This window comes from Arthrobacter tumbae (assembly GCF_016907495.1).
Classification (GTDB): Bacteria; Actinomycetota; Actinomycetes; order Actinomycetales; family Micrococcaceae; genus Arthrobacter_D; species Arthrobacter_D tumbae.
In genome coordinates, this window is record NZ_JAFBCC010000001.1 from 1,252,387 (window position 1) to 1,266,951 (window position 14,565).

The 14,565-nt window shown below is 64.5% G+C and carries 14 protein-coding genes; 12 read left to right on the plus strand and 2 right to left on the minus strand.

Going from position 1 to position 14,565, the window contains the following annotated elements:
- Positions 1-34 precede the first annotated feature (34 nt).
- The 11 genes from JOD47_RS05970 (at position 35) to JOD47_RS06020 (ending at position 11,677) form a co-directional block, all read left to right on the plus strand.
- The gene (locus JOD47_RS05970; RefSeq protein ID WP_204532874.1) at positions 35-391 is read left to right on the plus strand and encodes an ArsR/SmtB family transcription factor; all 357 of its coding nucleotides are present in this window, start codon (positions 35-37) and stop codon (positions 389-391) included.
- Positions 388-876, plus strand: coding sequence for an SRPBCC family protein (locus JOD47_RS05975; protein WP_204532876.1), 489 nt, complete (start codon positions 388-390; stop codon positions 874-876). Before JOD47_RS05970 ends, JOD47_RS05975 begins: the two co-directional genes overlap by 4 nt.
- 107 nt (positions 877-983) lie before the next feature.
- Complete coding sequence (locus tag JOD47_RS05980; RefSeq protein WP_204532878.1) at positions 984-1,607, plus strand: flavin reductase family protein; 624 nt, start codon at positions 984-986, stop codon at positions 1,605-1,607.
- Positions 1,608-1,671: 64 nt separating this feature from the next.
- A complete protein-coding gene (locus tag JOD47_RS05985) occupies positions 1,672-2,787 on the plus strand; it encodes a dienelactone hydrolase family protein (RefSeq protein ID WP_204532879.1) in 1,116 nt (371 codons plus the stop codon).
- A 247-nt stretch (positions 2,788-3,034) separates the two neighbouring features.
- The gene (locus JOD47_RS05990) at positions 3,035-3,979 is read left to right on the plus strand and encodes a carbohydrate ABC transporter permease (RefSeq protein ID WP_204532880.1); all 945 of its coding nucleotides are present in this window, start codon (positions 3,035-3,037) and stop codon (positions 3,977-3,979) included.
- A complete protein-coding gene (locus JOD47_RS05995) occupies positions 3,969-4,907 on the plus strand; it encodes a carbohydrate ABC transporter permease (RefSeq protein WP_204532882.1) in 939 nt (312 codons plus the stop codon). Before JOD47_RS05990 ends, JOD47_RS05995 begins: the two co-directional genes overlap by 11 nt.
- 47 nt (positions 4,908-4,954) lie before the next feature.
- The gene (locus tag JOD47_RS06000) at positions 4,955-6,259 is read left to right on the plus strand and encodes an ABC transporter substrate-binding protein (RefSeq protein ID WP_204532884.1); all 1,305 of its coding nucleotides are present in this window, start codon (positions 4,955-4,957) and stop codon (positions 6,257-6,259) included.
- Positions 6,260-6,314: 55 nt separating this feature from the next.
- Complete coding sequence (locus JOD47_RS06005; protein ID WP_204532885.1) at positions 6,315-7,628, plus strand: ABC transporter substrate-binding protein; 1,314 nt, start codon at positions 6,315-6,317, stop codon at positions 7,626-7,628.
- 23 nt (positions 7,629-7,651) lie between these two features.
- Positions 7,652-9,700: a DUF6807 family protein gene (locus tag JOD47_RS06010; protein WP_204532886.1), complete on the plus strand. Its 2,049-nt coding sequence runs from the start codon at positions 7,652-7,654 to the stop codon at positions 9,698-9,700.
- Positions 9,697-10,827, plus strand: coding sequence for a M24 family metallopeptidase (locus JOD47_RS06015; RefSeq protein ID WP_204532889.1), 1,131 nt, complete (start codon positions 9,697-9,699; stop codon positions 10,825-10,827). Before JOD47_RS06010 ends, JOD47_RS06015 begins: the two co-directional genes overlap by 4 nt.
- A gap of 130 nt (positions 10,828-10,957) precedes the next feature.
- On the plus strand, positions 10,958-11,677 hold the full coding sequence (locus tag JOD47_RS06020; RefSeq protein WP_204532891.1) for an NYN domain-containing protein: 720 nt from the start codon (positions 10,958-10,960) through the stop codon (positions 11,675-11,677).
- A 15-nt stretch (positions 11,678-11,692) separates the two neighbouring features.
- Here the strand turns inward: JOD47_RS06020 and JOD47_RS06025 are convergent, their stop codons facing one another.
- Positions 11,693-12,319, minus strand: coding sequence for an alpha/beta hydrolase (locus tag JOD47_RS06025; protein WP_204532893.1), 627 nt, complete (start codon positions 12,317-12,319; stop codon positions 11,693-11,695).
- Entirely contained in the window at positions 12,319-13,341 is a 1,023-nt protein-coding gene (locus JOD47_RS06030; protein WP_204532895.1) for a ring-cleaving dioxygenase, read from the minus strand. The genes JOD47_RS06025 and JOD47_RS06030 overlap by 1 nt, the downstream gene beginning before the upstream one ends.
- Positions 13,342-13,446: 105 nt before the next feature.
- On the opposite strand from JOD47_RS06030, the gene JOD47_RS17745 reads away from it, so the two are divergent.
- The gene (locus tag JOD47_RS17745; RefSeq protein WP_204532897.1) at positions 13,447-14,535 is read left to right on the plus strand and encodes a phosphotransferase; all 1,089 of its coding nucleotides are present in this window, start codon (positions 13,447-13,449) and stop codon (positions 14,533-14,535) included.
- Positions 14,536-14,565: the final 30 nt, after the last annotated feature.

The following is a 14,565-nucleotide window of genomic DNA, read 5'->3' on the forward strand; positions in this document are numbered from 1 at the left end:
TCAACCAGTTCGTTGATAAAGGAAGCAGTTGATAATGGATGGGGACGCTGATCGTCTGGACCGGGCCTTCATGGCTTTGGCAGACCCGGCGCGACGCAGCATCATCGCCCACCTCAGCCGCGGACCCGCAACCGTCAATGAGTTGGCTGCACCGTTCAACATCACCAAGCAGGCAATCTCCAGGCACATTCAGGTCCTCGAACAGGCTGAACTGGTAACCCGCTCGCGTGATGCCCAGCGTCGCCCAGTGCACCTGAACCCTGCACGGCTGGAGGCGCTCACCGCGTGGATTGACCAATACAGGCTTGCCCGTGAGAGCCAGTTCCGCGCACTCGATGATCTACTCGAAATCCAGGCCAGAACTGGCCGCGCACCCAAGGACCCATCATGAGCAACCCACTCAAGCTTTCCGTGCCGGAAGGCGTCCCCTACATCGACGTCGAGCGGGAGTTCGACTTCCCGGTCGAAGCCGTCTTCGAAGCCCACAGGGACCCCGCGATGATCGCGAACTGGCTCGGCCCTCGTGGAATGAAAGCCGAAATCGACCACTATGACTTCCGAACCGGCGGCAGCTACCGCTATACCCATATCGGGCCGGATGGTGAACGCTATGACTTCAGCGGCGTCTTCCACACCGTGCGGGACAACGAGTTCGCTATTCAGACTTTCGAATTCCTCGGTTATCCCGACGTCGTCAGTATCGAGTCCCTGACCTTCGAAGACCTCGGCGGCGGACGCTGCAAACTGATCGGCCACTCCGTCTACCCCTCCCAGGAGGCTCGCGACGGCATGGCGCAGTCCGGCATGGAGGGCGGCATGACCGAGGGTTACGAGCGCCTCGATGAGCTGCTTGCAAGCCTTCCTTCACGCGCTTGATACCGAGCATCCCACTCAATGACGGGTTCCACTGGGAGTGTCTAAACATTCCCAGTGAAACCCGTGATCCGGTGGGATGCTGCGCCGCCGCACCTTAGGCTCGGTACATGCGCAGGGACTTCCACAGGGACCAACTCTCAGCCGCGGCGTTCTACAAGCTGCTCACCAGTACGGTGGTGCCGCGCCCCATCGCGTGGGTAGCGTCGCGGTCGGAGAGCGGTGTGGACAACCTCGCGCCGCATTCCTTCTTCACCGTTGCATCGACGGACCCGCCGATCATCCAGTTCACGTCGGTCGGTGAAAAGGACAGCCTGCGGAACATCCGGGCAAGCGGCGAGTTCACCGTGAACTTCACTCCGGAGAACCTGTTTGAACGCATCAACGCAACGGGCACCGCATTCGGGCCCGAAGTGAGCGAGTTCGACGCCGCCGGCCTGCAACGCGAAGCGAGCACCTTGATCAGTACGCCGCGCGTACACGAATCCCCCGTTGCGCTGGAGTGCCGCCTGCACAGTCTCATTCCCGTGGGCAACTGCACCCTGATCCTGGGCGAGGTAGTCCATGCAGCCATTTCCGAACACGTGCTCGACGGCGACCACCCTCGCGTGGACCTACTCAAGCCGCTGTCGCGGCTGGGCCGGGACGAATGGGGAACGGTGGGCGAGGTACGCCGGATCAGGAGAATCCGGCTCGAGGACTGGCCCGGCTCCTTCCCGGCGGACGGTGGATGATGCTCCTCCGAAACCCGACCGCTCGGGTAGGGTCCTGGCCCAGCTCACGCTCCGCGAACCGTCCATGACGTCACTCCCGAGCCCAATCGGCGGCTTCGAGGACTGGCCCGACGCCCTGCGGCAGCTCGGCACATACCAGGGGCACAACATGGCGAGCGCGAGACTGGCCCAGGCCCTCGGCGTACCCGAACCCGTCCCCGAACCGCCGGTCACGGTACACCGCACCCAGGTGATCGACGGCATTGAACTGCAGGAGCTTGGATGGGAACTGCCATACGGCCCACCCACCAAGGGCTACCTGCTGAGACCCGCAGGAACGGATGGCCCTCTTCCCGGCATTTTGTGGCTCCACTGCCATGGCGGCAACAAGTGGCTTGGTGCGGAGCGCCTGATCGACGCCGGCTCTGAAACCAGCGCCGAAGTGGCAAACCTTCAGCGAGACCTCTACTCCGGCCGCGCCGTCGCCAACGAGCTGGCCCGCGCCGGCTTCGCTGTGCTGGTCCACGATTCCTTCAGCTGGGGCAGCCGGAAGTTCCTGCTCGACCCGCCACCCGCACGCGTAGCTGAGGGGCTCGCCGCACGGCGAGCGCTCTGGCGGGAGGAAGGCATCCAGCCGACGCCCGCCATGGAGTACAACGCCGCTGCTGCCATCCATGAACACACGATCGCGAAGACTGCCGGCCTGCTCGGCACCAGCTACGCCGGAATGGTGGCCTTTGAGGATCTGGCGGCTTTGGAAGTCCTGCGAAACCTGCCCGGCGTAGAGAACGGAAGTATCGGCGTCGGCGGTTTCTCCGGCGGTGGAGGACGGGCACTGATCCTGTCAGCTCTTGCGCCGGAGGTGCGCGCCGCCGTCGTCTGCTGCATGATGACCACCTTCGAGGGCCTTCTTCCTTCCCACCTGGACGCCCACTCGTGGCTGCTTGCCACTCCGGGCCTGGCGTCGTCGTTCGATTGGCCGGAGCTCACTGCCATCAGTACTGCGTGCCGTTACCTCGTGCAGTACGCGGGCCAGGATCCGCTCTTCACGCCCGAGGGCATGCACGACGCCGACGCGATGTTGAGTGCCATCGCGCACGATGCGCCGGGTCGCTATACCGGATCCTGGTACGACGCCGGCCACGTGGTCACCGCTGACATGCTCCAGGACGCGCTGGCATTCCTGGCTCGTTCCCTCTAACACTGGTCGTTCCCTCACGCACTGATCGCCGAATGCGATCCGATATGACGACGCAATCCGCGCTGGAAAACGTTTTCCTTGACGTGTGGCGCATCACACACTAGGGTCGTTTGCAGTCCCGAGAAAGCGTTTTCTCATATATCGAGCACAAGCCCTACAACCGACAGAAGGTTCCCCATGAAGCTTCCGAACGACGCGTTCGCGGCGGCGCCGGGATGCGCGCTCACGATCTCGGAAAGGAGCGGCCATGTCAGCTCTGAGTGAGATGTCCCGGCTGAAGAAAGAGCCGCAAGGAAAGAAGCGGAAGCTGACCGCTGCCGAGAAGAAGGAGGAGCTGGTCTCCTACCTGTTCCTTGCTCCGTGGCTGGTGGGGCTGGCCCTCATCACGATCGGTCCCATGGGTGCATCGCTGTACCTGTCCTTCACCGACTACAACCTGCTCCAGCCACCGGAATGGACCGGGCTGGACAACTACCTTCGGATGTTCGAGGACACCCGGCTCCAGAACTCCCTCGGAGTGACTTTCCTCTACGTCTTCGTCTCGGTTCCCCTCCAGCTCATCGCAGCACTGGCGCTTGCACTGATCCTGGACCGCGGCATGCGGGGCCTGAGCTTCTACCGCTCCGTCTACTACCTGCCCTCCCTGCTCGGCGGCTCCGTTGCCATCGCTGTCCTGTGGCGGCAAATCTTCGGAACCTCGGGGCTCATCAACCAACTTCTGGCACTGGTCGGCATCGAGGGCATGGGGTGGATCGCGGACCCCTCGACCGCGCTGGGCACGCTGATGGTGCTCAACGTCTGGACCTTCGGTGCGCCAATGGTGATCTTCCTGGCCGGTCTCCGCCAGATCCCCACGATGTACTACGAGGCTGCGGCCATGGACGGCGCGTCGAAGGTGCGGCAGTTCACCACCATCACGGCCCCGCTGCTCACCCCGATCATCTTCTTCAACCTGGTGCTCCAGATCATCGGAGCCTTCCAGTCCTTCACGCAGGCGTTCGTCGTTTCCGGCGGCACCGGCGGCCCTGCAGACTCAACGATGTTCTTCACGCTGTACCTCTACCAACAGGGCTTCGGCAACTTCAATATGGGGTACGCCTCGGCCATGGCGTGGCTGCTGCTGCTCATCATCGCCGCCTTTACCTTCATCAACTTCATCGCCTCGAAATGGTGGGTGTTCTATGACGACTAATATCGCGCCCCAGACCAGCACCGCCCCTGCAGCGGAACTGAAACAGACTCCCAAGACGCCGCCGGTTCGCCGGAAGAACCGGAACAACGAGGAGCTGAGCGGAAGCACGGGAAGCCGCCTGATCAAGCACCTTGTGCTCATTGTCTTCGGCGTCATCATGCTCTACCCGCTGCTGTGGATGCTGGTGAGCTCGCTCCGGCCGAATGACGTGATCTTCCGTGAGGCCGGCCTCTGGCTCACCACCTTCGAGATCAGCAACTACACGGAAGGCTGGAACGCCCTCCAGTCACCGTTCGGGCACTACATGATCAACTCGATGATCGTGGTGATCGGCTCGATCATCGGCAATCTGGTGTCCTGCTCCATGGCCGCCTACGCCTTCGCACGGCTGAAGTTCCGCCGTCGTAACCTGTTGTTCGCCATCATGCTCATGACGATCATGCTGCCCATCCACGTGATCATCGTGCCGCAGTACATCATCTTCTCGGAGCTTGGCTGGGTGAACACCTTCATTCCGCTGGTGCTTCCCAAGCTGCTCGCCACGGACGCGTTCTTCGTGTTCCTCATGGTGCAGTTCATCCGCGGACTGCCGAAGGAACTCGACGAGGCGGCGCGGATTGACGGCTGCGGCCACGTGCGGATCTTCACCCGCATCATCCTTCCGCTGATGATGCCCGCGCTGGCCACAACCACCATCTTCACCTTCATCTGGACCTGGAACGACTTCTTCAGCCAGCTGATCTACCTGACCGACCCCGAGATGTACACGGTGCCGGTTGCCCTGCGCTCCTTTGTGGACAGCACCGCCACCTCCTCCTGGGGCTCGATGTTCGCCATGTCCATCGTCTCCCTGCTCCCTGTCTTCCTGGTCTTCCTCTTCGGCCAGAAGTACCTGGTCAAGGGCATCGCCACCACAGGCATCAAATAGACCGCTCAGGTCACCAGACAACCGCTCGAAAGATTGGAAGAAATTCAATGAAGAAGTTCTCGCGCCCTGTCCGCACCGTTACGGCTGCCTCTCTCGCCGTCGTCCTCGGACTGTCAATGGGAGCCTGCGGCAACGGCGGCAGTGAAGCCGCCGGCGACGGCAACCTCCGCTTCTCCTGGTGGGGATCGGACCCACGCCACGAGGCAACCCAGGAAATCATCGACATCTATGAAACGAACAACGAGGGCGTCACCGTAGCCGGCGAATTCTCCGACTTCTCCGGTTACTGGGACAAGCTGGCGACGACGACGGCGGGCCGGGATGCCCCCGATGTCATCACCATGGACGAGAAATACATCATGGAATACGCGGGCCGCGGAGCCCTGACGGACCTCACCGAGCTCGAAAACCTCGACCTGTCCAAGTTCCCCGAAGCCGCTCTGGACCTCGGGCGTTACGAGGACGGCGTGTACGGGCTGAGCACCGGCCAGAACGCCTACTCGGTCATGGTCAACGCGGACCTCTTCGCTGAAGCCGGCGTCGAGATCCCGGACGACAGCACGTGGACCTGGGATGACTACTACGAGCTTTCGGCCACGATCAGCGAGAACTTGGGTGAGGTCGCGGGAACCGATTACGGCGCGCTCGACGGCGATCTGCGCATCTGGCTGCGCCAGAACGGCGAGGAACTCTACAGCGAGGATGAGCCGGGCACCGTGGGTTACTCGCAGGAGAACCTGCTCTCCTGGTTCGAGCACCTGCTCAACGTCCGCGACACCGGCGGCGGCGTCAGCGCGGCTCAGTTCACTGAAGCGGCTGCCGGCACCTTCGAGGCCGAGAACTTCCCCACAAAGAAGACCGCCATGGGTTGGTACTGGTCCAACCAGCTGGGTGCCCTCGGCGCCGCCACCGGTGACGACATCCGCATTCTCCGGGTGCCCTCGCCGTCCGGCAACGCCGAGGACAACGGCATGTACTACAAGGCGTCCATGTACTGGTCCGTCTCCAGCCAGTCAGATGACCAGGCAGCCGCAGCCGACTTCGTGAACTACCTGGCCAACGATCCCGCGGCCGCCGAGAAGATGCTCGTGGACCGTGGCGTCCCCGCCAACCCCGACATGGCCGCAGCCATCGAACCCAAGCTCGATGAGTCCCAGCAGACAGTCGTGTCCTTCCTCGAGGAGATCGAACCCGAGGTCTCCGACTCGCCGAAGCCCTCCCCCATCGGAGCGGGAACCGTGCAGGAAACGATCGTCCGCTATGTGGGTGAGGTCCTCTTCGACAACCTCACTCCCGAAGAGGCAACCGAGCAGTTGACCGCTGAAATCGAAGGCATGATCAGCGCAGGCTGACCACGCACCATCTATCCGAACAAATCCACCACCCGATAAGACAGGAAGAGATTCAATGAAGAACTTCTCTCGCTCGACGCGAACTCTGACAGCTGCGGCTGCCGCCGTCGTGCTCACGGCGTCACTGGGCGCCTGCGGCAACGCCGGCGGCGGTGACAGCGCCGCCGCAGGTGACGGGAATCTCCGCTTCTCCTGGTGGGGATCGGATCCACGCCACGTGGCGAACCAGGAGATCATCGACATGTTCGAAGCGGAGAATGAGGGCATCACCATCGAGGGTGAGTACTCTGACTTCGGCGGCTACTGGGACAAGCTTGCAACCACCACGGCCGGCCGCGATGCCCCGGACGTCATCACCATGGACGAGAAGTACCTGCAGGAGTACGCCGGCCGCGGCGCACTGGCGGACCTCAGCACCCTCGAAGGCCTGGACACCTCCAAGTTCGACGACGCCGCCCTCAACCTCGGGCGCTACGAGGAAGGCCTGTATGGGTTGTCCACAGGCCAGAACGCCTACGTGATCATGGCCAACCAGGACCTGTTCACGCAGGCAGGCATGGAACTCCCCGATGACACCACCTGGACGTGGGACGACTACTACCGCATCTCGGCCGAGCTGAGCGAGAAGCTGGGCGGCGACATTGTCGGCACCGAGTATGGCGCCCAGGACGTGGACCTGCGGATCTGGCTCCGTCAGCAGGGTGAGAACCTCTATAACGACGACGAACCCGGCACCGTGGGCTACTCACCCGAAACTCTGACCGCCTGGTTCGAACACCTCCTCGAGGTGCGCGACGGCGGCGGCCCGAGTGCCGCCCGCTACACCGAGGAGCTGTCGGGATCCTTCGAAGCCGGCGGCTTCGCCACCAACCGCGCGGCAATGGGTTGGTACTGGTCCAACCAGCTTTCTGCGGTGGAGTCGGCGAGCGGCAGCGAAGTGACCATGCTTCGTCCGCCGTCAGAGTCAGGTGACGCCGCTGAGAACGGCATGTACTACAAGGCTTCGATGTACTGGTCTGTCTCCAGCCAGTCCGATGATCAGGAAGCTGCGGCAGCGTTCGTGAACTACCTCGCGAACAACCCCGATGCTGCGAAGAAGATGCTGGTTGACCGTGGAGTGCCCGCCAACCCGGATATGGCCGCTGCTATTGCCCCTGAGCTGAATGAAACCGATCAGACGGTGGTCGACTTCCTCGAGGAGATCAGCCCCGACATGGGCGCAGCCCCACTGCCCTCGCCCGTCGGTGCCGGTGGCGTCCAGGACACGGTCAAGCGCTACGTCTCCGAGGTTCTCTTCGACAACCTGACCCCGGTTGAGGCAACGGAGAAACTGACCGCAGAAATCGAAGGCATGATCAGCGCAGGCTGATTATCCCGGAACGGAAATCGATCATGCTTGACCCCGCACCCCGCCCGCTGCACCTCTCCGAGGGTGCTGCCGACGACCCCGTCCGCGTTGCACGCGTGGCGCTGGTGGGCGTCCATGGCTACGGTGCCCGCCACCTGGACAACCTTCGCCGGTTGGAGGACGACGGCGCCGCACGGCTTGTTGCCGTGGCGGACCCCCGTCCGCCCGAGGACGGCGCGCTGCGTGCCGGGGTGGGCGTGTTCGCGAATCTGGAGGATCTGCTCGCCGCGGGGGTGGCGCCCGACGTCGTCGTTATTGCCACCCCGATCCAGGCACACGCGCCGCTCGCCCACGCGGCGATCGAGGCCGGCGCGGATGTGTATGTGGAGAAGCCTCCGGTGGCGTCGATGGAGCAGTACAACTCGCTCCTCGCCGCTGCCGAAAAAGCAGGCGTTGCCGTGCAGACCGGGTTTCAAAGCCTGGGTTCGGCAGCGCTTGACCGGCTCGACGATCTCGTGGCATCGGGAACGCTGGGTTCGGTTCGGGGCGTCAGTGCGCTGGGTACGTGGGTGCGGACCCGGGGCTACTTCGGACGTTCCCGCTGGGCGGGAAAGCGGACGCTGGACGGAGTGGACGTGGTCGACGGCGTGGCCACCAATCCGCTTGCCCATGCGGTTGCGACCGCCCTTCGTGTGGCCGGTGCAAGGGAGGCGTCCGACGTGGCTACCGTCGAGACGGACCTGTACCGGGCCCACGACATCGAGTGCGATGACACGTCCACTATCCGGGTGCGCACAGCATCCGGCAGGGTGGTTACGCTCGCACTTACCCTGTGTGCCGCGGAGCAGACGCGACCCAGCGTCACGCTCCACGGCACACAGGGAACCGCCGTGCTGTACTACACCGAGGACGAGCTGGCCGTCACCACTGCGGACGGCACTGTCACCGAGCACTTCGGGCGCGCCAACCTGCTGGAGAACCTGCTTGAACACCGGACGGCCGGCACGGCGCTGATCAGCCCGCTCGCCTCTTCCGGCGCCTTCATGCGGGTGCTTGACGCCGTCCGGCTGGCCCCGGCGCCGCAGCCCATTGATCCTTCGCACGTCACCTGGATCGGCGACGGTGATGATTCGCATCCCGTGGTGCACGGCATCGAGGACCTCCTGCAGCGGGCGTGTCTCGCCCAGGCGACCCTGTCTGAACTGGACCCGGGCTGGGCGCGGCGAGCGCCGTCGTCGTCTTCCGTGCCGTCGTCGTCCGTGCCGCTGGTGCTGGGCGGTCGCGAGGTCGGGTCCTACCGGGACGGCACCGCGGTCTCTCCCTTCCTTTCACCGCGCCCCTACCTGCATCCCGTCACAACGCTCGACGGCGTCATAGTCACCGACCACTTCCCCGCAGACCATGTGTGGCATCTCGGCGCAGGCGTTGCCGTGCAGGACGTCGACGGCGTGAACTTCTGGGGCGGCCGAACCTACCGTCGCGAGGCGCAGGGCTACGTGTGGCGCCCGGACCACGGCCGGATCACCCGCACCGGGCTGGTGCAACAGCGTAATTCCCTCGAGGAAGCGCTGCGCTGGAGTGGCCCTGACGGTTCCGCCCTGCTGCATGAAGCCCGCCGTATCAGCTGGCGCAAGGTGAATGACGCCGTCTGGGCGCTCACGATCGACTTTTCCCTGACACCTGCCGGCGAGGACGCGGTGTCCCTTGGGAGCCCGGGCTCGAATGGGCGCAGCGGCGGAGGGTATGGCGGCTTTTTCTGGCGCCTCCCCGCCGGCGAAAACACCACCATGACGACGGCGGACGCCTCCGGTGAAGCGGGTGTCCACGGCACCGTCTCTGACTGGCTGTGCTGGCAGGGCACCTTCGACGGCCGACCGGCGACGCTGCTCTTCCTGCCGAACGACAACGCGATTGACCCCTGGTTCGTCCGGGCCGAGGGTTACCCCGGAGTGGGGCTTGCCCTCGCCTGGGACCGGGCGGTCACCACCACACGCGAGGCTCCCCTTGCCCGGTCCGTCACCGTCCTCATTGCCGACGGAGCTCTGACCCCTGATGCAGTCCGCATCCTCGCGGCCGATGAAAGGCACCCATGACCACCACTTCAGCTCCCGGGCTCGAGACGCTTTCGGACCCAACTGCGAATCCAGCCGTGGAGCGTGTCGACAACCGTGCCGAGGAGCGCGCCGTCAAGCGCGGCCGGATCCTTGAGATCCTTGACCGCGCGGGCCGTGACTCGCTGCTGTTGACCACCAACACCGCGATGACCTGGTATCTGGGCGGAAGCCGTCTGCATATCAGCTTCGCGGGGGATCCCATCGCCATGCTGCTGATTGACCGCGAACGGGACCATCTGGTCACGTTCAATAATGAGGCGGACCGGTTGATCCGCGAGGAGCTGCCGGCCGACGTCGTCGTTCATCCGGTTCCCTGGCACGGATCAATGGACGAGGTTGTGAGCCGGCTGTCCCCTTCGCAGCCGCTGGATGAGGCGAGCGTGCGGCGGGAGCTGCGCGACGCGAGGCAGTCGCTTCTTCCCGCGGAGGTGGAGCAGTACACAGAACTGAACGTGGAGGTCGCGGGTGCGCTGACCGATGTGCTCTCCGCCGCCAGGCCACATACGCCGGAACGGGACATCGCCGCTGAGCTGGGCGCGCGGGTCATCGCGATGGGCGCTGAGCCGCTGGTCCTGCTCTGCAATGGCCGTGAGCGGTCGGCTTTCCGGCACCCGCTGCCGACGTCGTCGCCGTTGGGGCGGCGGGCGATGGCGGTCGTGTGTGCACGGCGCCGCGGGATGGTTGCGAACGTCACCCGCTGGGTGCGCTTTGACGGATCGACGGCCGCCGAGCGGGACGCCGAGGCGCGCATTACCGCTGTGGAGGCGGACATTTTCGCTGCGACGGTGCCGGGTGCGCGGCTGGACGGAATCTTCGAGGTCATCCGCAGTTCCTACGCTGCTCACGGATTTGGGTCGGATCAGTGGCGGCTGCATCATCAGGGCGGCCCCGCCGGGTACGCGGGCCGGGATCCGCGGGTCACGGCGTCGACCGATGACGAGGTGGTGCTCAATCAGGCGTTCACCTGGAACCCGTCGGGCCCCGGGGTGAAGATCGAGGACACCGTGCTGCTCACTGCCGGCGGCATCAGGGTGCTCAGCGTGGATGAGCGCTGGCCCGCCGTCGGGGTGAACGGCTTAATGCGGCCTCTGACCCTGGAGATCTAGCGAACTTTTGCGCACTTCCGGTGGGTTCCAGTGCCGTGGGACCCACAGGAGCTGCGCAAAAGTTCCGGTTCGATGCCTGGCGGCGGCGCATGCTGTTGACCAACCGTCACTTCCGCAGGATGCTCAGCAGGTGACTGACGAGAAACGCATCGCCTTGTTGATCGATGCCGAGAACGCGCCGGCTTCGAAGATCGATGTGATTCTCGCTGAAGTTGCCCGCTACGGCACCGCCAATGTCCGGAGCGCCTACGGCAACTGGAAAAGCCCGAGTATGCAGCCCTGGGAAGACACGCTCCATACGTATGCCATCCGCCCTATTCAGCAGTTTGCCTACAGCTCAGGCAAGAATGCATCGGACATGGCGATGATTATTGACGCGATGGACCTGCTGTATACGCGTTCGGTTGATGCGTTCGCCTTCATCTCCAGTGACGCAGACTTCACTCCCCTGGTGATGCGCGTGCTCACCGACGGGTTGAAGGTCTATGGCTTCGGCGAGCGCAAGACGCCTGCTCCCTTCGTCAATGCGTGTTCTCAGTTCACCTATGTTGAGGGCCTTGGGCAGCCGTCAGCGGAATCCAATGGAACGGAGTCTCAGCCGCGCGAGCCGCAGAAGCTCAGAGGCGATGCCCGCTTGATGCTGATGCTCCGCAGTGCTGTTGAGGCGGCCAGCGGCGATGACGGCTGGGCACACCTCAGTGAAGTAGGCAGTCAGATCGGCAATCAGGCTTCGTTCGATTCCCGGAACTACGGCTATACGAAGTTGAGCGAGCTGGTCGAGGCGACGGGGATGTTCCAGGTCAAGCGGCAGGACCTGTCCGTCTATGTGCGGGATGGCCGCAAAGCGTGAGGATATTCCCGGAGGTTAGCGGCGGTCCAACCAGTCGACGGCGGCGGTCAGGTCTGAGCGATCGATACCGTGACCGCCCTCCCGAAGAACCTGTTCGACGTCGGCGCCCTGTCGCTGCAGCTCCGACATCAGCGTAGTAACGCTGCTCAGCGGCGCCATCGGGTCTGACCGCCCGTTGAGCACGAGGAAACGATTGCCGGACAGGGTAGCCTCCGTCGTCCGCTCCCCGAACGGGTACATACCGGAGAACGCAACCACACGGTTCAGCGCTTCCGGATGCAGCATCGCGGTGGCCAACGCAATGTTGGCACCATTGGAAAAGCCGACGGCGATGATTTCCCGGGTGCCGATGTCATAGTGTTCCCGCGCATCAGCGAGGAAACCGGCCAGTTCGCCGGCGCGGAGGATGACGTCGTCGACGTCGAACACTCCCTCCCCGCGCCGGGCGAACCAGCGCAGCATTCCGTTCTCCTGCACCCTGCCGCGTGGCGCAAGCACCGCTGCGGTCGGGTCCAGCTGCGCAGCGAGCGCAGCAATGTCCTCCTCGTTTGAGCCGGTGCCGTGCAGCATCAGGAGAAGTGGACGCTCGGAGTCGCCCTCCCGGTACAGGTGTGGCCAGTCGATAAGCTGCGGTGCGGGCATCAGGCGATGCCTCCAGTGGACTGCTCAGCCGGCCCGACAGCCGCGCCGTTGGCCGCACCGTCGGGCAGGGTGTTGTTGTCTTCCGGCACTTCGATACGGGCGACCGAAGCTTCAATGTCCTCACGTGAGGGCTCGAGCCACGGCGGCAGCTTCAGCGAGCGTCCGAGTTCCAGCAGCGGCTCATCCACATTGAACCCCGGAGTGTCCGTCGCGATTTCGAACAGCACACCGCCGGGCTCCCGGAAATAGATCGAGGTGAAGTACTGGCGGTCGAGAATCGCTGTCACGGCGAATCCGCGCTCCACGAGATCCTGTCGCCACAGCTCCTGGGTGGCTTTGTCCGGAACCCGGAAGGCGATGTGGTGCACGGTGCCGCCGGCCACGAGCCCGTAGGGTCCGGCAGGATCAGCAATGACGTCGACAATGTTCCCGGGGCCGCCGACGCCCGCTTGCAGCCGGGTTCGGCCGGGGATCTCATCGGAGATACGCAGCCCGAGGTCTTCGGTGAGGACGCGCAGGGTGTGCTCCGGGTTCGCGACCGTCAGCACGGAGGAGTGCTGGCCGCGGACGGCACGCTCCGCGGGGACAAAGGACGAGTCCCACGGATTACGGGGATCGGACGTCGAGGAGGCCACGAGGTCGAGCTGAAGTCCGTCGGGGTCGCGCAGCGAAAGCCTTTCCTCCTCCGCGGATGCCCGCGTAATGGAGGACTCCACGCCGAGCGCCCGGAAGTGGTTCTGCCACCAGCCCAGGCTCCCCTCAGGTACCGAGAAGGCGGTGGTGGTGGATTGGCCGGAACCGATCCGCCCCGGTGCCACCTGGCCCCACGGGAAGAAGGTCATGAGCGAGCCCGGCCGGCCGGCGTCGTCGCCGTAGTAGAGGTGATAGGTGGACGGGTCGTCGAAGTTGACCGTCTTCTTCACGAGCCGAAGTCCGAGCCCGCGGATGTAGAAGTCGATGTTCGCCTGCGGGTCACCCGCAATGGCGGTGACGTGGTGCAGACCCGTGGTGTGCGCTGTCATGGTGATCCTCCGGAGGGTTCCGGCCGGCCCCTGCGGTCGACGTTGTACATGCAAATGCATATACTCACGAGCTTATTCCCTCTCCCGACCGTTAGTCTGTGAAGCGTGAACGATGCGCTGCACGAACCGCTGAAAGCAGCCGTTACCGACGCCGTGGGCGGCCGCGTTACTGCACTCGCTGACGTAGTGCGCACCCCGCTGGAGTACGACGCGTTCCTCGCACACCGCACGGTGAGCCGAGTCTCGGGAAACGCACTCGTAGACGGTGAGCGCGTTTCATGGTCCATGATCGAGAAGCGCACCGAGGGGCCTGCACTGGCCTCCGCGTATCTCCTGGATAACGGACGGCGCGAGTTCGACGCGTACGCCTCCGGAGTGCTTGACGGAGTCGCTCCCGGCATCGGAACGCCACGCATTCACGGGAGACTGCTCGATCCGGATGGAGGGATGATTCTCTGGCTTGAGGAAATCCGCCACGAGGGCGCACGGCCGCTGGACGCGGAGACCCTGCTCACCGCCGCGCGCGACCTTGGCGGCATGGGCGGGCTGTGGGTGGGGCGCCGACTCTCGGAGCCCTGGTACTTCACTGAATGGATTGATCGCCATAGCCAGCCTGAGGCCATCGAGCAGGGTCTGGCCACACTGCGACGCGGTGACGCCCGTGCAGCCGCGCGCCTCGGGGACCGGCTGGCCGCCGCCGAGCAACTGGTCCTCAGCCAGAACCGTTACCGCGCGATTCTGGAATCGCTTCCGCAGACCCTGTGCCACCACGACGCTGTCGGCGCAAACGTCTTCCACTCGGGCGGCCGGACCGTTCTGATCGACTGGGAATCAATCGGCGCCGGCCCCGTGGGAGCGGACCTCGCATCCTTGGTCTTCTCCTCGGTCCGCCGCGGCGATGCCCTCGCGGGTGTCGCGCTGCCGATCGTCGATGACGCTCTGGACGCCTACTCCACAGCTCTCCGGGCAGAGGCACCCACCATCACGTTTGAGGAGATCCGCCTGGGGTTCGACGCAGCGATTGCACTGCGCTGGAAGCTCGCCGCCGACGTCGTCGCCGGTATCGAAAAGGGTCAGCCCCCGCGGCGGGGAAGCCTTCCGGACGAGAGCCCGGCAGTGGCACTGGATGAGCTGATCGTCCTCGTGGACCTGCTCCTCGCGTCAGCCGACCGCGCGCTCCATCAGGCCCCGTGAGTTGGCAGGACACACCCCTAATGACGCTCC

What these genes read in the sequence shown, in the direction of transcription:
- JOD47_RS06005 (WP_204532885.1), top strand. Translation starts at nt 6,315, where the DNA reads ATGAAGAACTTCTCTCGCTCGACGCGAACTCTGACAGCTGCGGCTGCC.
- JOD47_RS06015 (WP_204532889.1), top strand. Translation starts at nt 9,697, where the DNA reads ATGACCACCACTTCAGCTCCCGGGCTCGAGACGCTTTCGGACCCAACT.
- JOD47_RS05990 (WP_204532880.1), top strand. Translation starts at nt 3,035, where the DNA reads ATGTCAGCTCTGAGTGAGATGTCCCGGCTGAAGAAAGAGCCGCAAGGA.
- JOD47_RS05980 (WP_204532878.1), top strand. Translation starts at nt 984, where the DNA reads ATGCGCAGGGACTTCCACAGGGACCAACTCTCAGCCGCGGCGTTCTAC.
- JOD47_RS06000 (WP_204532884.1), top strand. Translation starts at nt 4,955, where the DNA reads ATGAAGAAGTTCTCGCGCCCTGTCCGCACCGTTACGGCTGCCTCTCTC.
- JOD47_RS05975 (WP_204532876.1), top strand. Translation starts at nt 388, where the DNA reads ATGAGCAACCCACTCAAGCTTTCCGTGCCGGAAGGCGTCCCCTACATC.
- JOD47_RS05970 (WP_204532874.1), top strand. Translation starts at nt 35, where the DNA reads ATGGATGGGGACGCTGATCGTCTGGACCGGGCCTTCATGGCTTTGGCA.
- JOD47_RS05995 (WP_204532882.1), top strand. Translation starts at nt 3,969, where the DNA reads ATGACGACTAATATCGCGCCCCAGACCAGCACCGCCCCTGCAGCGGAA.
- JOD47_RS06030 (WP_204532895.1), bottom strand. Translation starts at nt 13,341, where the DNA reads ATGACAGCGCACACCACGGGTCTGCACCACGTCACCGCCATTGCGGGT.
- JOD47_RS06010 (WP_204532886.1), top strand. Translation starts at nt 7,652, where the DNA reads ATGCTTGACCCCGCACCCCGCCCGCTGCACCTCTCCGAGGGTGCTGCC.
- JOD47_RS06025 (WP_204532893.1), bottom strand. Translation starts at nt 12,319, where the DNA reads ATGCCCGCACCGCAGCTTATCGACTGGCCACACCTGTACCGGGAGGGC.
- JOD47_RS05985 (WP_204532879.1), top strand. Translation starts at nt 1,672, where the DNA reads ATGACGTCACTCCCGAGCCCAATCGGCGGCTTCGAGGACTGGCCCGAC.